Origin of the sequence: Acidovorax sp. SUPP2539 (genome assembly GCF_030158975.1) — a bacterium.
Lineage (GTDB): Bacteria > Pseudomonadota > Gammaproteobacteria > Burkholderiales > Burkholderiaceae_C > Paracidovorax.
The window spans coordinates 243033-259730 of the sequence record NZ_BQXJ01000002.1 but is presented as its reverse complement, the minus strand read 5'-3'; the positions used below and the strand labels follow the sequence as shown (position 1 = coordinate 259730).

15 protein-coding genes are annotated in these 16698 nt (G+C 72.7%); 8 read left to right on the top strand and 7 right to left on the bottom strand.

Annotated elements, in window-relative coordinates:
- Positions 1-6 precede the first annotated feature (6 nt).
- On the bottom strand, positions 7-1908 hold the full coding sequence (locus AVTE2539_RS08780; RefSeq protein WP_502868904.1) for a DUF1800 domain-containing protein: 1902 nt from the start codon (positions 1906-1908) through the stop codon (positions 7-9).
- A gap of 242 nt (positions 1909-2150) precedes the next feature.
- Positions 2151-3185, bottom strand: a complete 1035-nt coding sequence (locus tag AVTE2539_RS08775; RefSeq protein WP_284409831.1) for an alpha/beta hydrolase — start codon at positions 3183-3185, stop codon at positions 2151-2153.
- Between the two features lie 227 nt (positions 3186-3412).
- Here AVTE2539_RS08775 and ompR point away from each other — a divergent pair, with 227 nt between their 5' ends.
- The 3 genes from ompR to AVTE2539_RS08760 all read left to right on the top strand — a co-directional run bounded on the left by ompR (position 3413) and on the right by AVTE2539_RS08760 (position 6841).
- Complete coding sequence (ompR, locus tag AVTE2539_RS08770) at positions 3413-4168, top strand: osmolarity response regulator transcription factor OmpR (RefSeq protein ID WP_284409830.1); 756 nt, start codon at positions 3413-3415, stop codon at positions 4166-4168.
- Positions 4165-5553, top strand: coding sequence for an ATP-binding protein (locus AVTE2539_RS08765; RefSeq protein ID WP_284409820.1), 1389 nt, complete (start codon positions 4165-4167; stop codon positions 5551-5553). Before ompR ends, AVTE2539_RS08765 begins: the two co-directional genes overlap by 4 nt.
- A gap of 181 nt (positions 5554-5734) precedes the next feature.
- Positions 5735-6841, top strand: a complete 1107-nt coding sequence (locus AVTE2539_RS08760; protein ID WP_284409818.1) for a serine hydrolase domain-containing protein — start codon at positions 5735-5737, stop codon at positions 6839-6841.
- A gap of 75 nt (positions 6842-6916) precedes the next feature.
- Here the strand turns inward: AVTE2539_RS08760 and AVTE2539_RS08755 are convergent, their stop codons facing one another.
- Complete coding sequence (locus AVTE2539_RS08755) at positions 6917-8887, bottom strand: methyl-accepting chemotaxis protein (protein WP_284409814.1); 1971 nt, start codon at positions 8885-8887, stop codon at positions 6917-6919.
- A 106-nt stretch (positions 8888-8993) separates the two neighbouring features.
- Here AVTE2539_RS08755 and AVTE2539_RS08750 point away from each other — a divergent pair, with 106 nt between their 5' ends.
- From AVTE2539_RS08750 to AVTE2539_RS08735, 4 genes are all read left to right on the top strand, one after another.
- Positions 8994-9317 (top strand): ArsR/SmtB family transcription factor, encoded by a 324-nt coding sequence (locus AVTE2539_RS08750; RefSeq protein ID WP_284409812.1) that lies wholly within the window; start codon positions 8994-8996, stop codon positions 9315-9317.
- Positions 9318-9342: 25 nt separating this feature from the next.
- On the top strand, positions 9343-9849 hold the full coding sequence (locus tag AVTE2539_RS08745; protein ID WP_284409810.1) for an arsenate reductase ArsC: 507 nt from the start codon (positions 9343-9345) through the stop codon (positions 9847-9849).
- A gap of 24 nt (positions 9850-9873) precedes the next feature.
- Positions 9874-10587 carry an arsenical resistance protein ArsH gene (gene arsH / locus AVTE2539_RS08740; RefSeq protein ID WP_284400561.1) on the top strand — a complete coding sequence of 238 codons (714 nt, stop codon included), beginning with the start codon at positions 9874-9876 and terminating at the stop codon, positions 10585-10587.
- Between the two features lie 237 nt (positions 10588-10824).
- Complete coding sequence (locus AVTE2539_RS08735; RefSeq protein ID WP_284409809.1) at positions 10825-11775, top strand: EamA family transporter; 951 nt, start codon at positions 10825-10827, stop codon at positions 11773-11775.
- A gap of 37 nt (positions 11776-11812) precedes the next feature.
- Here AVTE2539_RS08735 and AVTE2539_RS08730 read toward each other — a convergent pair whose 3' ends face one another.
- The 4 genes from AVTE2539_RS08730 to pyrF form a co-directional block, all read right to left on the bottom strand.
- Positions 11813-12778, bottom strand: a complete 966-nt coding sequence (locus AVTE2539_RS08730) for a M14 family metallopeptidase (protein WP_284409807.1) — start codon at positions 12776-12778, stop codon at positions 11813-11815.
- Between the two features lie 5 nt (positions 12779-12783).
- Complete coding sequence (locus AVTE2539_RS08725) at positions 12784-13761, bottom strand: Bug family tripartite tricarboxylate transporter substrate binding protein (RefSeq protein WP_284409805.1); 978 nt, start codon at positions 13759-13761, stop codon at positions 12784-12786.
- A 131-nt stretch (positions 13762-13892) separates the two neighbouring features.
- Entirely contained in the window at positions 13893-14786 is an 894-nt protein-coding gene (locus tag AVTE2539_RS08720; RefSeq protein WP_284409803.1) for a LysR family transcriptional regulator, read from the bottom strand.
- A gap of 40 nt (positions 14787-14826) precedes the next feature.
- Positions 14827-15651: an orotidine-5'-phosphate decarboxylase gene (gene pyrF / locus AVTE2539_RS08715; protein WP_284409797.1), complete on the bottom strand. Its 825-nt coding sequence runs from the start codon at positions 15649-15651 to the stop codon at positions 14827-14829.
- A gap of 76 nt (positions 15652-15727) precedes the next feature.
- On the opposite strand from pyrF, the gene AVTE2539_RS08710 reads away from it, so the two are divergent.
- Positions 15728-16627 carry a DMT family transporter gene (locus AVTE2539_RS08710; protein WP_284409795.1) on the top strand — a complete coding sequence of 300 codons (900 nt, stop codon included), beginning with the start codon at positions 15728-15730 and terminating at the stop codon, positions 16625-16627.
- Positions 16628-16698: the final 71 nt, after the last annotated feature.

Here is a 16698-nt window from a genome sequence, read left to right as displayed (position 1 = left end):
GGGCGGTCACTTCTGCACGAGGTATTCGGGGCTGGCCATCACCAGCAGCACGGCCGCGGCGACGCGGTTGAGCTGCACGGCGGTGGTGCTGCTCGCCGTGACGGGCGTGGTGTTCAGCGCGGCGGCGATGCGGCCCTGCGTGGCGGCGGACACCTGGCCCGCCGACAGCAGCAGCGCCGCCTTGCGCACCAGGGCCGTGGCGTCGGCCACCAGCGGCAGCAGGTTGGCGTAGGTGCAGGCGATGTCGAAGCCGTTGCTTGCGTTGCTGGCGTTTTGCGGCAGGTCGGGCGCGTTCACGAAGATGCCGTTGCGGATGGCGTTCTGCATGAAGTTCAGGTAGCCGCTCACGCTGGTTTCGTTGACGATCTGGAACTCCGGCGCGACCTGGCCGTTGGCGGCCATGGCGGTGGAGGGCGGCACGTAGCCGGGCCGAAAGAAGTTGAACACCGAGCCCGCGCGCATCGGGCTTTGCCCCAGGCGCGTGGCGGGGTCGCTCAGGTCGCCGATCTTCCAGCTGCCCTGCGCGGAGCGCAGCCCGAAGGTGCGGCCCCATTGCACGAAACGCACCATGGGTTCGCGCAGGCGGCCGAACTGCGGGTTCGCCAGCCCCGTGGCGCTGCGTGCTTCGGTGTCGAGCAGCACGGCGGCCACCACCGCGCGCAGGTCGCCCCGGGTGCCGCTGCCGTTGTTGGCGAACGCCGCCGCCACGCGCGCCACGTAGGCCGGGCTGGGGTTGCTGGTCACCAGGCGCTGGATGAGCTGGCGGCCGATGAAGGGGCCGACGTTGGGGTGGTTGAAGAGGGTGTCCAGCGCCGTCTTGAGCGCCGCCTCGCCAGGCGTGCCGGCCCCGACGGTGGTGCCCAGGAACGTGGCGGCCAGCGTGGAATGCCGGCTGGCAGTGAGCACCATCGGCAGCCGGGCCTGCTGCGGGCTGGGCACGGTGCTGGTGCCCACGGTGGTGGGCTGGTTCTGGCTGCGGTCGTAGTCGTAGCCGGTGAACACGCGCGCCAGATTGCTCACGTCGGCGGCGGTGTAGCTCTCCAGCCGGTTGCCGCTGCCGTCGCGCTGCTCGGTGCCGTCGGCGTTGAGCTGGTACAGGCCCAGCGTGAACAGCTGCATCACTTCGCGGGCGTAGTTCTCGTCGGGCTGGCGGCCGGTGCGGGCGTCTTCCTTCTGGTTGCCGCGCGTGTTCAGGTACACGCCCATGGCCGGATTCAGCGTCACGGCCTCCAGCAGCGCGCGGAAGTTGCCGAGCGCGTGCGTGTTGAGCACGTCCCAGTAGCCGGCGGCCAGGAAGGCGTTCCAGGTCTGGTCCAGGCCGTTGACCGAGACCACCATGATCTCCGACAGGGCCAGCGCCACGCGCTTGCGCACCGCATCGCCCGCGGTGAACAGCTGGTTCCACAGCATGAAGTCGGCCGGGTAGGCCGCGTTGTACAGGCGCGTGTCGGCATTGGCCACGCCGTAGCCGCGCTGGGTGAGCCAGTCGGTGCCCGTCGTGCCGATGGGCTGGGCGAACTGGTTGGACAGCCAGGCGGCGTAGCCCTGGCCCCGCACCTCGGCGATGGATTCGTCGGTGGCCGAGAACTGCGCCTGCAGTAGAAACCGCGCGGCCTCCTCGTCGGTGGCCGGGGCGTTCACGGCCCCCGTGCCGCCGCCCGAGGGCGCCGGGCTGGGGGCGGGGGTGCCCGCGGGGGGCGGCGGGCTGGTGCCGCTGTCTTCGCTACCACCCCCACCGCCGCCGCAGGCGGCCAGCAGGGCGGCCGTCAGCGCGGCGGCGCCGGCGGCCGGGGCGCTGGAAGGCAGCGAGGGGGCGAGGGGCGAGGTGGGCTGCGGGGCCGGCGATGGGCCTGGCGAGTGGGGCGCAGGGTGGTCGGCGCCGAGGGCGGGTGCCGCGGGGGTCAGCATCATGGGCGTCTGTCCCGGGCAAACGGGAGCGTGGCGGATGGGGACACGGGCATCGCCGGGGCGTCGGGGCGACGGCGGCGCGCGAGGAGGGGCAGGAATTTTTGGGAACGGCGCGCCCGCCCATTCCGATGACAGGCCGATGCAGCTGTTACATCCGGTCTGTGTCCGGTTGTTACCGCCGCAGCGGGGCGCGCCGGTCCGCTCCCTAGGCCGCCATGCCCGGCCGGCGCCCGGCCGCGCCGTCAGCGTCCCAGCCGCCGCGCCACTTCGCCGTCGAGCGAGGCCATGAACGTTTCCACGGCCCGCGTGTAGTCGCTGTCCAGCCCCAGGGTACCGTTGATGTCGCCATGCGAGAGCGCCTGCGGCAGCACCTCGGCGCGGCCGCCGGCCTCGCGCACGCGGCGGGCCATGTGCACGGCCTGCTGGCATGGGTGGTCCGGGCGCACGGTCGAGCACACGAACTGGAACGGCGCCGCGCCCGGCACCAGCTGGTCGTAGGGCGACAGCGCCGCCCAATAGGCCGGGTCGTCGCCGAAGGCCTCGTCGTAGAGCGGGGCGTGGGGCGCCCCCATGAGGGCGGGCAGGTCCAGCACCGCGCTGTCCAGCGACACCGCGCCCAGCCAGGGCACCGCGCCTGCGCGCTGCGCCAGCGCCGGCTGGGCGTTCAGCAGCGCCACCAGGTGCGCGCCCGCCGAATGGCCCATGAGCACGGTCCGGCTGCCGTCGGCCCCCCATTGCGCCGCCCGCTGCTGGACCGTGGCGAGGGCCGTGGCCACGTCGTGCGCCTGCAGCGCCACGCCCGTGTCCGGCAGCAGCCGGTAGTTGACCGACACCAGCACGAAACCGAGCGGTACCCAGCGCGCCACCTTCTCCTGCACCACGCGCTCCATGGCCTTGTCGCCCGTGCGCCACGCGCCGCCGTGGACCATGAAGAGGATCGGCGCCCGTGGCCCGGCGGCCGGCCGCGCGGAGGCGGGCGGCAGGTACACGTCCATGCGTTGCAGCGGGTCGTTGCCGTAGTGCACGTCGAAGAGGCGCTGCACGCCCTCAGGCAGCCGCGAAATGCCGCGGGGGTCCTGCTCCCCCAGCCACCCGACGGCCTTCAGGCCACCGCTCCCGGCCCAGCGCCCCTGCCAGGGCCCCTGGGCCTGCGCTGGCCAAGCCAATGCGGCGCCGGCCAGCAGCAGCGCGGCCACGAGCGGGTGGCGCAGCCCAAGGGGCGCAGGGCGGGGGGACGGCGAGTGAGTGGCGGTGTGGGTGGGGGCGTGGGCGGTCATGGCATCGGACTCCTGGGAGGGCAGTGGCGGTTGGGTGGGGCGTCGTGCGCGGATCGCTGCGCCCTCGCCGCCACTGTGCCGCGCCACCGTTCCAAAACGATGGCCCGCGCATTCCAAGTGATGACAAACCATGACCGCTGCGCCAGGCCCTGTCATGGCCTGACACGGGCATGCCGATGGCGCCGCGGGCCGGCCCTACCATCGCGGTCAATCACAGGGGTTTTTCCATGACCGATGCGCTGGCCCGGATTCTGGTGGCCGATGACGAACCCGACCTGCGGGCGCTGCTGGAGCGCTACCTGGGCGACCACGGCTACGCCGTGCGCACGGTCGACGGCGCCGGCCCGCTCGACCGGCTGCTGGCGCGTGAGCGCTTCGACGTGCTGGTGCTGGATGTGATGATGCCGGGCGAGGACGGCCTGGCCATTTGCCGCCGCCTGCGCGCGCAGGGCGAGACCATTCCCATCCTGATGCTGACCGCGCGCGGCGACCCGGTGGACCGCATCGTCGGCCTGGAGATGGGCGCCGACGACTACCTGCCCAAACCCTTCCAGCCGCGCGAACTGCTCGCGCGCATCCAGGCCATGGTGCGGCGCCAGCGCATGCTGGGTGCGCACGCCGGCCCCGCGCCCTCGGCCGGGCGCGTGGCGTTCGGCGATTTCACGCTGTGGCTGGACGAGCGCCGGCTGGAGCGCGCGGGGCAGGACCTGCCCATCACCACCGCCGAATTCGCGCTGCTGCGCGTGCTGGCCGGCCACCCGCACCGCCCGCTGGGGCGCGACCGGCTCATCGCGCTCGCCCACGGGCCGGCGCATGCCGCCACCGACCGCAGCATCGACGTGCAGGTCATGCGCCTGCGCAAGCTGATCGAGGCGGACCCGGCCCGGCCGCGCCACATCCGCACCGTGTGGGGCGTGGGCTACGTGTTCGTGCCGGATGCCGCGGCCCCACCGCCCGCCGATGGCGCGGAGGCCGCCCCATGAGCGCCCCGGCCGGGTCCGCGACCGGGGCGCGCCGCGCGCGCTGGCCGCGCAGCCTGCTCGGGCGGCAGTGGCTGCTGGTGGCAGCCCTGGTGGTTCTGGGCCAGCTGTGCGCGGCCTGGGTGGCACGGCAGATGGTCCTGCGCCCCCGCGCCGAGCAGGTGGCCGAAGGCGTGGCCCGCCATGTCGATGCGCTGCGCGCCGGGCTGGCCGCGCTGCCGCCTGCGCAGCGGGCGGCCTTCACCGACGCCTTCAACCGCCGCGCCCGGCAGCTGGCCGGCACGGCCGCTGGCGCCGCGCCCGGCGCGCGGCCCTCGCCCGTGGAGCGCACCTTCATGCAGGCCGTGGAGCGCCGCCTGGCGGCCGATCCCGACCGCGCTGGCGCCGCCACCGCCCCCCGCTGGCGGCGCGACGAGGCCGGCGGACTCGTGCTGCGCCTGTCCTTCGACGGCGCGGACCACTGGCTCGGCCTGCCCGGCCTGTTCCCCACGCGGGAGGCCACGGGCGCCTGGCTGATGGCCACGGTGGCCGGCATGCTGCTGGCGCTGGCCGCGGCCTGGTGGCTGCAGCGGCACCTGCACCGGCCGCTGGCGCGCGTGGTGGCGGCGGCCCGGCGCATCGCACGCGGCCAGCCGCCGCCGCTCCTGCCCGAGGAGGGGCCCGAGGAACTCGCCACCGTCAGCCGCAGCATCAACGCCATGGCGTGCGCCCTGGCCCGCGCCGACCACGACCGCGCACTGATGCTGGCCGGCGTGTCGCACGACCTGCGCACGCCGCTCACCAAGCTGCGCCTGGGCGTGGAGATCGCGCAGCCCCGGTTGGACGGCGACCTGGCCGCCAGCATTGCGCGCAGCCTCGACGAGATGGATGCCATCGTCGGCCAGTTCCTCGACTTCGCCCGCGTGGGCGAGGCCGAGGCCCCGGTGCGCGAATCGCTCGATGCCCTGGCCGACGCCGTCGCCCAGGCCCAGGCGGACCACGGCCGCACGGTGCGCGTGGAGCCGGGCGGCGCCCCGCCGCTGCCCCTGCGCCCCCAGGCCCTGCGCCGCGCCGTGGACAACCTGGTGGAGAACGCCTGGCGCCACGGCGCCGCCCCCGTGGTGCTGCGCACGGGCGGGGCCGCGCAGGGAACGGCTGCGTGGATCGAGGTGCAGGACGCCGGCCCGGGCATCGCGCCGCAGGACCTCGCCCGCGTGCGCGAGCCGTTCGCGCGCGGCGGAGCGGCGCGCTCGGGGTCGCCGGGGGCGGGGCTGGGCCTGGCGATCGTGGAGCGCGTGGCGCGGGCGCACGGGGGCACGCTGGAACTACATGGCGCGCCCGGGCAGGGGCTGCGGGCGCGCATCGTGCTGCCGCGGGAGAACGGCGCTGGTGGACTGGAAAAGGATTAGCGCAAAATAGGGCTCCAGCGCAATCAGTACTAGGGCATGTCGCTATTTAATTAATAGCATTTCCCGGGCCGATCTGCACCGGCTCGGCGGTTTCGGTTCCTGGCTCCGGCAGCAGGGGGCCGGACCGCTGAACCCATTCCACGCCCCACCACGCTGCCCCTTTCATTCCATGCCGATGCCGATGCCTTTGCGAACCCTGTGCGGCGCGGCCCTGCTGCTGCTCGCCAGCGCGTGTACGTCCGTCCCACCGGCTTCGACGGCGCCCGTGCCCGCCGCCTTTCCCGGCGCATCGTGGGAGCCCCAGCCCGTCGCGGAGCAGGGGCCGGCCTGCCGCCGCGGTCTCGCAGCCGCCGGCGACTACCTTCGCACCCTGGACACGACCGCCCTGATGGCGGTGCAGGACGGCCGGGTGCTGTTTGCATACGGCCCGGTGGAGGCGGTCAGCATCGTGTTTTCGGTGCGCAAGAGCGTGCTGTCGATGCTGTACGGCCCGCCCGTGGCGGACGGCACCATCGACCTCGACCGCACGCTGGCGGACCTGGGCATCGACGACACGGGCGGGCTGCTGCCGATCGAGCGGCAGGCGACATTGCGTGACCTGCTCACGGCGCGTTCGGGCGTCTACCATGCGGCCGCCAATGGGGGCGACGACGCGGCGGCCGCGCCGGCGCGCGGATCTCAGATGCCGGGCCGCTATTTCCTCTACAACAACTGGGACTTCAACGCGGCCGGCACCGCCTTCGAGCGCATGACGGGGCGCAGCATCTACCAGGCCTTCGCAGACGATCTGGCCGCGCCGCTGCAGCTGCAGGACTTCGACCCGGCGCGGCATGTGCGCAGCGGCGATGCCCGGCGGTCGGAGCACCTGGCCTATCCCTTCTTCCTGTCTACGCGCGACATGGCGCGGCTGGGCCACCTGATGCTGCAGCAGGGCCACTGGCGCGGGCAGCAGCTCGTTCCCGCGGACTGGGTGGCGCGGATCACGCAGCAGACGACGCCAGCCTCGCAGATGCACCCTGCGCACACCGCGCGGCGCGGTTTCGGGTACGGCTATTTGTGGTGGCTGCTGCAGGAGCCGCCGGACTCGCCCCTGGTAGGCGCCTACATGGCCTGGGGCGTGCACGGCCAGTACATCCTGGTGGTGCCGAAACGGCAGATGGTGATCGCGCACAAGCGCCAGGTCCCGGTGGCGGGCAACTGGAACGTCAGCTGGGTCGGTCCGAAGGCGTTCCTGCACGCTGCCCGCCTGCTGGCGACCGCGCCCTGCCGGGCCGGCAAGGCGCCCTGACCGGCCCGCGCTGCCGCCGGGATCGGCAGGGAGGGCAAAAAATGCCGCTAGTGCAATCAGCATTAGGGCATATTGCTATCGAATTTGTAGCGTATCGCCCGGCTGCACCACCGCATCCCCGGTCCCCAGCCGGAACACCCCCGCCGCCCGCACCAGTTCTTCCGCCTGCGCCCGCAGGCTGTTCGCCGCGGCGGCCATCTCCTCGACCAGCGCGGCGTTCTGCTGGGTGGCCTGGTCCATCTCGGTGACGGCCTCGCCCACCTGGGAGACGCCCAGCGACTGCTCGTGGCTGGCCGCGCTGATCTCGCCCATGATGTCCGTCACGCGGCGGATGGCGGTGACCACGTCGGTCATGGTGCTGCCCGCCTGGTCGGCCAGGGCGCTGCCCTGCGCCACCCGCTCCACGCTGGCGCCGATCAGCGCCTTGATCTCCTTGGCCGCCTCGGCGCTGCGGCCGGCCAGGCTGCGCACCTCGCCGGCCACGACGGCGAAGCCCCGGCCCTGCTCGCCCGCGCGGGCGGCTTCCACCGCGGCGTTCAGCGCCAGGATGTTGGTCTGGAAGGCGATGCCGTCGATCACGCCGATGATGTCGCCGATCTTGCGCGAGGCGGCGTGGATGCCCTGCATGGTCTCCACCACGCGCGTGACCACGGCGCCGCCCTGCACGGCCACGGTGCTGGCGTGTTCGGCGAGCTGGTTGGCCTGCCGCGCGCTGTCGGCGTTCTGGCGCACGGTGGCGGTCATCTCCTCCATGGAGGCGGCGGTTTCCTCCAGTGCGCTGGCCTGGGCCTCGGTGCGGGCCGACAGATCCATGTTGCCCTGGGCGATCTGGGCGCTGGCGGTGGCCACGCCCTCGGAGCCGCTGCGCACCTGCGCCACCATGGGCTTGAGGCGCGCGCGCATCTGCTGCTGCGCGGCGATGAGCCGGCCCACCTCGTTGCTGCCGTGGGCGGTGTCCTCGCCGCTCAGGTCGCCCGCGGCCACGGCGCTGGCCAGGTCCACGGCCTGCGCCAGCGGCCGGGTGATGGAGCGCACGAAGACCGCCGCCAGCCCGCCCGCGAGGGCCAGCGCCAGCGCCATGGCCAGCGCGGCGACACCCAGGGCGCGCTGGTGGCGGGCCACGCGCTGCTGCAGCGCGGCATCCAGGCTGGACATGGCGGTGGCGTTCAGGGCGCTCAGCGCCTCGATGGTGGCCGAGAGGTCGTCGAAGTAGTCCTTGGCGGGCAGGGTGATCTCGGTGGCCTTGAGCAGCCCCCGGTCGGCCAGGCCGCGCGATGCGGCCACGCGCTGGCGCACGGCCGAGACCTGGGCGCCCAGCGCCTGCTGCAGGCCGGCATCGCCGGCCATGGCGCGGTCGAAATTGCGGAAGGTGCTTTCCTCCAGCTCGCCCACGCGCTGCTGCAGCGCCTGCAGCGAGCCCTTGCCCTCGGGCGGCAGGCTGGCACGCGCCAGATACCCGGCGCCTTGGCCGCGCAGCAGGCCAATTTTTTCGCCCAGCAGCGGGGCGTGGACCAACGAGGCCTGGATCAGGTCCTGCGTGGCGGTATCGGGATCGGTCTGGAAGCCGTAGGCGTGCAGCAGCTCCTCGCTCACCCGCAGCAGGTCGGCCACCAGCTGCGTGTGCTGCGCCAGGGCCTGCGCGGCGGGCAGCGCGCGGGCCGCCACGGCCTGCTCCAGCGCGCGCCAGGCCTGCGCCGCGTCGGCCCAGGCCTTGACCTGCGCCGCGGGGGCCGCGGCAGCCGCCATCTGCCGGTCGGCCTCGGCCAGGGCCTTGTTCATCGCATCGCGCACGGCGGGCCGGCGCGCGCCCAGCACCTCGTCCCCGTTGAGCATGGCGGCCGACAGGCCCCGGTGCACCTGCAGCCACTGCGCGGCCTGGTTGACCGCGATGATGGCCGGCGCGCCCGCGCTCTCGTGGCGCGCATCGCCGATCTCCTGCAGCGCGCCGCGCACGTACAGCCCGGTGGGCAGCGCGGACATCAGCACGGCGATCACGCCGAGGATCAGGAATTTCTGAAGCAGGGTGAGGCGGTGGAGGATGGGCATTTTGTGTAAACAAATGTTTGGTTCTGGGGTCTAGCAAGACATGTGCCTTTGCCCCTTGTCTCCTGCTTTCATCTTAATAATTCAATGATTGTCGTATAGTCGAATAATGAATGAATCCGATGTGGTCAAAGCCCTGGCCGCGCTGGCGCAGGCCGTGCGCCTGCGTGTCTTTCGGGCGCTGGTGGTGGCGGGCGAGGAGGGCCTCACGCCCGGCGCCCTGGCCGAGCGCCTGGAGATCGCGCCCAACACCCTGTCGTTCCACCTCAAGGAGCTGACGCACGCGGGCCTCGTGAGCCAGGAGCGCCAGGGCCGCAACCTGATCTACCGCGCCGCCTACCCGGCCATGAACGCCCTGCTGGCCTATCTCACCGAAAACTGCTGCCAGGGCACGCCGTGCCTTCCCGCCGCCGCCAACGCATGCCAGTGCTGACCGTGCCGGTCCCCCGGAGCCTCCCATGAGCGACACCCCACGCGCCCTGAACGTCCTCTTTCTCTGCACCCACAACGCGGCCCGCAGCATCCTGGCCGAGGCCCTGCTCAACGACCTGGGCCGGGGCCGCTTCCAGGCCCACTCCGCCGGTAGCCACCCGCGCGCCCACCAGCGGCCCAATCCGCTGGGCATCCAGGTGCTGCGCAGCGCAGGCATTGCGACCGACGGCCTGCGCAGCAAAAGCTGGGACGAATTCGCCGCGCCGGGGGCGCCCGCCATGGACCTGGTCATCACCGTCTGCGACAGCGCGGCCGGCGAGGTGTGCCCGATCTGGCCGGGGCACCCGGCCACGGCCCACTGGTGCCATGCCGACCCCAGCGAAGGCAGCGGCAACGATGCCGAGAAGCTGGGCGCGTTCCGCAACACGCTGCACGCCATGAAGCGGCAACTGGAGCGGCTGGTCGCCCTGCCGCCGGACCGGCTGGACCCCGCCGTGCTGCAAGCCAGCGTCCGCCAGCTGGCCTGCGATTGAGGGCAGGGCGATGCCGACACGCGTATGAATCCTGACCTTCCGAACCTCGACGCCGCGCTGCTGCACCCCGTCGATCCCGAGCGGCTGTTTCCCGCGCAGCGCGCCACCCATGCCCCGCGTATCCTGCTGCTGTACGGCTCGGTGCGCGAGCGGTCCTACAGCCGGCTGCTGACCGAAGAGGCGGCGCGGCTGCTGCGGGCCCTGGGCGCCGAGGCGCGCATCTTCGATCCGCGCGGCCTGCCGCTGCCGGACGCGGCGCCCGACGACCACCCCAAGGTGGCCGAGCTGCGCACGCTCGCCCAATGGGCGGAAGGCATGGTCTGGACGTCCCCCGAGCGCCATGGCGCGATGACGGGCATCCTCAAGATGCAGATCGACTGGATTCCGCTGTCGGTCGGCGCGGTGCGACCCACCCAGGGCAAGACGCTGGCGGTGATGGAGGTCTCGGGCGGCTCGCAGTCGTTCAATGCCGTCAACCAGATGCGGGTGCTGGGCCGCTGGATGCGCATGGTCACCATCCCCAACCAGTCCTCCGTGGCGAAGGCGTTCCTCGAATTCGACGAGGCCGGCCGCATGAAGCCGTCGAGCTACTACGAGCGCGTGGTGGATGTCATGGAAGAGCTGGTGAAGTTCACCCTGCTGACGCGCGACGGCGCGGCCTACCTGGTGGACCGCTACAGCGAGCGCCGGGAAAGCGCGCAGGCCCTGTCGCAGCGCGTGAACCAGCGCAGCCTCTGAGCGGCAGCGGGGGCGGGCGGTGCCGCGCACGCCGGGCTGTCCGTGCGGCCACACGGAAACCGGGGCCGTGCTGAATAATCGATCTTCTCGCGCCCCCCTTCCCCCGCCCCCTTTTTTCTGCGCCGGCCTGCCGGCGAACCGCCGCATGCCCTGTCCCGTGCTCTCTTCCGCCTTCGCCGCGCTGCCGCGCCCTGGACGACACCGCTTCCCCGGCCTGCCGGGCCGCAGGGGGGCCGCATGAGCGCCGCGGCCCGGGCGCCGGTCGGCGATGCGATGGGTTCGCGCGATGTGCTGGCCGCGATGGCGGTGGTGGTCATCTGGGGGCTCAATTTCGTGGCGATGAAGTGGGGCCTGCGCTACTTCACGCCGTTCCAGCTCGGTGCCGTGCGCTACCTGTTCGCCGCGCTGCCGCTGGTGTTCTTCCTCAAGCCGCCGCGCATGCACTGGCGCTGGGTGCTGCTGTTCGGGCTGTTCCAAGGCGTGGGGCAGTTCGGCTTCGGCTTCTTCGCCCTGAAGCTGGGCATGACGGCAGCGCTGGCCAGCGTGCTCATGCAGACGCAGGTGTTCTTCACCGCGCTGTTCGCGTTCGGCATCCTGCGCGAGCGGCCCGGGCGGCCGCTGGTGGTGGGCATGGCGATCGCGGCGGTGGGCCTCGGATGCTTCGCCATGAACTTCATCGGGCCGGGGGCCACCGGCACGGGCGTGGGCGGGGCGACGATGGTGGGCATCTGCCTCACGCTGTGCGCGGCAGCGTCCTGGGCGGTGTCCAACATCGTCTCGCGCATGGCGCAGCGGGCATCGCCGGGCTACAAGCCGCTGTCGTTCGTGGTGTGGAGCAGCCTGGTGCCGGTGCTGCCGTTCGCGGCGCTGTCGGCCCTGACCGATGCGGACGCGGGCCGCTGGCTGCACTGGGACGCCTGGGCCGCGCTGCCTCCGGTCGCCTGGGGCTCGATCGCCTACCTGGGCTGGGTGGCCACCATCGTCGGCTACGGCCTGTGGACGGGCCTGCTCACCCGCTACCCGGCCAACCGCGTGGCGCCCTTCAGCCTGGGTGTACCCGTGGTGGGGCTGGCCGCCGGGCTGCTGGTGCTGGGCGAGGTCGTCACCGCCTGGCAGTGGGCCGGCGTGGCCTGCGTGGTGCTGGCGCTGGGGTGCGTGGTGCTCGGGCCGCGCTGGGAGCGGCGCTGACCGGGCGCGGTCGCCCAATCGGCACCCGTTCAACGCGCTACAGCGGCCGGCGGCGGGCGTAGCGCACCACCGTCACCCCTGCGCGCGCCTGGCGCGTGGAGGGCATGACGAGCACGCAGTCGTCGTACGGCGTGGTGACGGGTTCGCCGTCGTTGTCGCCGATCACCGTGCCGGCGTTGGGGATCACCTCCAGGCCGGTGAACGGCTGCGTGAAGCGGAAGGCGCTGCTCTTGGCGACCACCGGGCCGGTCACCTCCAGCACCCACTGGCGCGGCGCATCGGGCTGGCGCCAGCCGGGCAGCAGCGCGGCCAGCGCCTCGGGGCTGAGCACCTGCGCCGCCGCGAGGAAGCGCGCGCACTGGTCGTAGGCCACGGTGCGGCTGGACAGCGCGCCATGGAAGCCGCATTCCACCAGCAGCGAGCGCCGGTCGCCGGCCTGCGCGTCGGGCAGGCCGAAGTGCCCGTAGTCGCGCATGCGCACGCCGTCCTGGTGGCCCGCATCGGCCACGATGTGCTCGGGCGCGCCCATGCGGCGGGCCAGCTCCAGGTTGCGCGGGTGCAGGCCGGTGAGCAGGAGCGGCACCCCGGGCTCGTGCATCGAATGCAGGTCGAGCAGCCAGTCGGCGCGCGCCACGAAGGGCCGCAGCGCGGCGGCGCGGCGGCGCTCGCGCGTGTCGCCCGCATCCATGCGCTCGTCGGACCACTGGCGGTTCATGTCCTGGTCGGTGAAGCGCGAGGCGTCGTGGTCGGCCGGATCGAAGCGGTCGAAGGCCTCCAGGTTGCAGAACGCCAGCGTGAGCGCGCCCTGCTGCGGGCGCAGCCCCGCCGCCAGCAGGCCCTGCAGCGCCCAGGCGCCGCACAGCTCGTTGCCGTGCACCAGGGCGCTGATGAGGGCATGGCGGCCGGGCAGGCCGGAGTCGAAGTGCCACACGCCTTCGGTGCCGGTGTTGCCGGCGCGCCAGGGCGTGAGGTCGGGGGCGGGGAGTGCGAAGGTCCGGGGCATCAAGGTCACTCCTCGATCTTGGCGAATTCGACGATCTTCTGGTACTTGGCCACTTCCGAGGCGATGAACTGATCGGCGTTCAGGCTGGTGGAGGCCACGGTCGAGCCGGAGGCTTCCATTTTCTTGCGGAAGTCGGGCGACTGCAGCGCCTCGTTCAGCGCCTTCTTGAGCTTGTCGTGCACGGGCTTGGGCAGCTTGGCCGGGCCCATCAGGGCGAACCACACGCCGATGTCCACGTTCTTGTACTGCGGCAGCTCGGCCAGCGCGGGAATGTCGGGCGTGATGGCCGAGCGCTTGGCCTCTGTCGTGCCCAGCGCGACGACTTTGCCGCTCTTGATGTGGGGCAGGCCGCTGGAGAGCACGAAGACACCGAACTCCAGGTTGTTGCCCAGCAGGTCGTTGGTGAGCGGGGCCACGCCGCGGTAGGGGATGTGCGTCATGAACAGCTTGCCCTGCTCCTTGACCATCTCGCCCGCCAGGTGCAGCGAGGTGCCCACGCCCGAGCTGCCGTAGCTGTACTTGCCGGGGTTCTTGGACACGCGCTGGGTGAACTCGGCCGCGTTCTTCACGCCCGAGCCGGTGGAGGCCACCAGCACCAGCGGCTGCGAGGCGATCACGCCGATGGCGGTGAAGTCCTTCACGTCGTACTTGACCTTCTTGGTCACCAGCTTGTTGATGGCGATCTCGTTGCTCGCGCCCACGAGCAGCGTGTAGCCGTCCGGCGCGGCGCTGGCCACCTTCTGCGCGCCGATGGCGCCGCCGGCGCCGCCCACGTTCTCGATCACCACCGGCACGCCCAGGCGCGCGCCCAGTTCCTGCGCCACCGTGCGCCCGGTGAGGTCGGTGCTGCCGCCGGGCGGGTAGCCGACGACGATGGTGATGGGCTTGCTCGGGTAGCTGTCCTGCGCGGCGGCGGGGCCGGCGGCCAGCAGGGCGAGGCCGCACAGCAAAAGCGTGCGGCGGAAGGCGGGGTGGGCATGCATCGGAGTCTCCTGGTGGGGTGTGGGCCGATTGTGCGAAGGCAGGCAGGGCGCGGGGGTGCCGAGTCGGCACGCCATGGTGCTGTTTCGGCACGCGGGCGCCAAGGGGGCGAACCCGATGCCGGCGCGGGCCGTCACCGCGTGGCGATGGCGCGCCAGATCGCCTCGGCCTGCGTGCTCAGCCGGCGCTTGGGCCGGTACAGCCGCACGTCGAACTTCGCCTCCATGCTGCGGTCGCCCGCCTTGGCCAGCCGGCCGGCCTTGCAATCGGCATGCACCATGGACCACGGCAGCCAGGCCACGCCCAGGCCCTTGTGCACGTATTCGTATTGCGCATCGGCCGAGTCGCACTCCACCGTGCGCTGCAGGCGCTGCGTGACCGGGTGGTGCGCCAGCTGGTCCTCCACCAGCCGGCCCAGCGCCAGCGTGCGCGCGTAGGCCAGGTAGGGAATGGGGCCGGCGCCCGCCAGCGGGTGCAGCGCCGCGCCCTGCGCCGTGGCGCGCGACACCGGCACCAGCCGGTCCGAGGCCAGCGTGATGTGCGAGAACTGGCGCGCATCCAGCCGGATGGCCAGCGCCGGGTGGTGGTAGGCGATGGAGAAGTCCGCCTCGCCGCGCTCCAGCAGGGCCACGGTGTCGGCCAGCGCGCGGGTCAGGATGCACAGCTCGCAGTCCTTCATCACCGGGCGCAGCCGCACCAGCAGGTCGGCCACCACGGTGCGGGCCAGGGTGCGGCCCGTGGTGAGCGTGACGGTGCGCGCCTGGCGCCCGGCCACCGCGCGCAGCTCCTCGTGCGACTGCGCGAGGTTGCGCGCCATCTGCTCGGCCGTGTCCAGAAAGACCTGGCCCGCCGCCGTCAGCCGCACGGGGCTGCTGCCGGGCTCGACCAGCGGCGTGCCGGCCCAGGCCTCCAGCGCGCGGATGCGGCGCCCGAAGGCCGGGTGCGTCACGTGGCGCAGCTCGGCCGCGCGCGTGTAGCTGCGCTCCTGCGCCAGCACGATGAAGTCTTCCAGCCACTTGAGCTGCATGGCCGGCGGGTGGTGAGGGGGCGGTGACGCGCGCCGCAGGTCAGGCGCGGGCGGCGTTCAGCGTGTCCCGGGTGGCCAGGGCCACGGCGCGCGCGGCTGTGGCGAAGCCCTCGCCATCGGCCGCGTACAGGATCGCGCGGGACGAGTTCACGAGGATCGGGCCGCCGTCGCGCCGCCCGGCCCGCACCGTGGCCGCTGCATCGCCGCCCTGCGCGCCCACGCCGGGAATCAAGAGCGGCAACGTGGGCGCCAGGGCGCGCACGCGCTCGATCTCGGCCGGGTAGGTCGCGCCCACCACGAGGCCCAGCTGGCCGTTGGTGTTCCACGGGCCCTGGGCGAGGCGCGCGACGTGCTCGTACAGCAGCGGCTGCCCGTCCACGCTGGCCAGCCGCTGGCTTTGCAGGTCGTCGCCGCCCGGGTTGGAGGTGCGGCACAGAAGGAAGGCCCCCTTGCCGTGGTAGGCCAGGTAGGGCTCGATGGAGTCGAAGCCCATGAAGGGCGAGAGCGTCACCGCATCGGCGCCGTAGCGCTCGAAGGCCTCGCGCGCGTACTGCCCGGCGGTGGAGCCGATGTCGCCGCGCTTGGCGTCCAGCACCACCGGCACGTGCGGCGCGGTGGCGCGCATGTGGGCCATGAGGCGTTCGAGCTGGTCTTCGGCGCGGTGCGCGGCGAAATAGGCGATCTGCGGCTTGAAGGCGCAGGCCAGGTCGGCGGTGGCATCGACGATGGCGGCGCAGAAGTCGTAGATCTTGCGGGCGTCGCCGCGCATCGCTGCGGGAAACCGGTCGGGTTCGGGGTCCAGGCCCACGCACAGCATGGAGTCGTTCTGCGCGGCCGCGCCCTGCAGCATGTCGATGAAGGTCATGGGGCGCGATTTTAGGGGGCGGGGCCGCCGGTGGCGCCGCGAGCGCCGCCGCGCCCGTCCCGGCACAATGCCGCGCATGCCCGCCCTGTCCCCCCGCCAGCTCGTCGCCCTGATCCTCGTCACCCTCATCTGGGGCTTCAACTGGCCGGTCATGAAGCTCGGCGTGGCGGGCTTTCCGCCGCTGGCCTTCCGCGCGATCTCGCTGTGGCTCGGCCTGCCGGTGCTGGCCCTGGCCCTGGTGCTGCTCAAGGCCCCGTTCGCCGTGCCGCGCGCCTACTGGCTGCCGCTGGCGGGCCTGGGGCTTGTCAACATGGTGCTGTGGCACGCCTTCAGCATCACGGCCATTCCGTCGCTGTCCAGCGGGCGCGCGGCCATCCTGGGCTACACCATGCCGATCTTCTCGGCCGTGCTGGGCGCGCTGTGCTTCGGCCACCGCCTGGCGCCGCGCGCCTGGGCGGGCGTGGCGGCGGCGGCCGGGGGTGTGCTGTTGCTGCTGTGGCACGAACTCAGCCAGCTCGGCGGCCGGCCCGTCGGCGTGGGGCTCATGCTCACCGCCGCCGCCTGCTGGGCGCTGGGCACGCAGCTGCTGCGGCGCAGCACCCTGCCGCTGCCGGTGCTCACGCTGTCGTTCTGGATGACGGTGCAGAGCACCGTGGTGCTGAGCCTGCTGTCGCTGCTGCTGGAGCACGACCGCTGGCAGGCCCCGTCCGCCGTGGGCTGGGGTGCCATCGCCTTCAATGCGGTGCTGGTGCTCGGCTTCGCGCAGCCGGCGTGGTTCTTCCTGGTGCGGGGCCTGCCGCCCGTGGCGTCCACGCTCAGCGTGATGATGATCCCGGTGCTGGGCGTGTTCAGCGGCGCGGTCTGGCTGGGCGAGCGCCTGCACTGGCAGGACTGGGCGGCCGTGGCGCTGATGGTGCTGGCGATCGCCTCGGTGCTGTGGCCGCAGCGCCCTGTGGCCACAGTGGGTGCGGCATGAGAAGTGCCTCTGGCACAATCATCACTAGGGCATGCTGCTATTAATTCAATAGCAAAAAGCGGCGGGCGTGA

What these genes read in the sequence shown, in the direction of transcription:
- AVTE2539_RS08780 (WP_502868904.1), bottom strand. Translation starts at nt 1,908, where the DNA reads ATGCTGACCCCCGCGGCACCCGCCCTCGGCGCCGACCACCCTGCGCCC.
- AVTE2539_RS08775 (WP_284409831.1), bottom strand. Translation starts at nt 3,185, where the DNA reads ATGACCGCCCACGCCCCCACCCACACCGCCACTCACTCGCCGTCCCCC.
- ompR (WP_284409830.1), top strand. Translation starts at nt 3,413, where the DNA reads ATGACCGATGCGCTGGCCCGGATTCTGGTGGCCGATGACGAACCCGAC.
- AVTE2539_RS08765 (WP_284409820.1), top strand. Translation starts at nt 4,165, where the DNA reads ATGAGCGCCCCGGCCGGGTCCGCGACCGGGGCGCGCCGCGCGCGCTGG.
- AVTE2539_RS08760 (WP_284409818.1), top strand. Translation starts at nt 5,735, where the DNA reads ATGCCTTTGCGAACCCTGTGCGGCGCGGCCCTGCTGCTGCTCGCCAGC.
- AVTE2539_RS08755 (WP_284409814.1), bottom strand. Translation starts at nt 8,887, where the DNA reads ATGCCCATCCTCCACCGCCTCACCCTGCTTCAGAAATTCCTGATCCTC.
- AVTE2539_RS08750 (WP_284409812.1), top strand. Translation starts at nt 8,994, where the DNA reads ATGAATGAATCCGATGTGGTCAAAGCCCTGGCCGCGCTGGCGCAGGCC.
- AVTE2539_RS08745 (WP_284409810.1), top strand. Translation starts at nt 9,343, where the DNA reads ATGAGCGACACCCCACGCGCCCTGAACGTCCTCTTTCTCTGCACCCAC.
- arsH (WP_284400561.1), top strand. Translation starts at nt 9,874, where the DNA reads ATGAATCCTGACCTTCCGAACCTCGACGCCGCGCTGCTGCACCCCGTC.
- AVTE2539_RS08735 (WP_284409809.1), top strand. Translation starts at nt 10,825, where the DNA reads ATGAGCGCCGCGGCCCGGGCGCCGGTCGGCGATGCGATGGGTTCGCGC.
- AVTE2539_RS08730 (WP_284409807.1), bottom strand. Translation starts at nt 12,778, where the DNA reads ATGCCCCGGACCTTCGCACTCCCCGCCCCCGACCTCACGCCCTGGCGC.
- AVTE2539_RS08725 (WP_284409805.1), bottom strand. Translation starts at nt 13,761, where the DNA reads ATGCATGCCCACCCCGCCTTCCGCCGCACGCTTTTGCTGTGCGGCCTC.
- AVTE2539_RS08720 (WP_284409803.1), bottom strand. Translation starts at nt 14,786, where the DNA reads ATGCAGCTCAAGTGGCTGGAAGACTTCATCGTGCTGGCGCAGGAGCGC.
- pyrF (WP_284409797.1), bottom strand. Translation starts at nt 15,651, where the DNA reads ATGACCTTCATCGACATGCTGCAGGGCGCGGCCGCGCAGAACGACTCC.
- AVTE2539_RS08710 (WP_284409795.1), top strand. Translation starts at nt 15,728, where the DNA reads ATGCCCGCCCTGTCCCCCCGCCAGCTCGTCGCCCTGATCCTCGTCACC.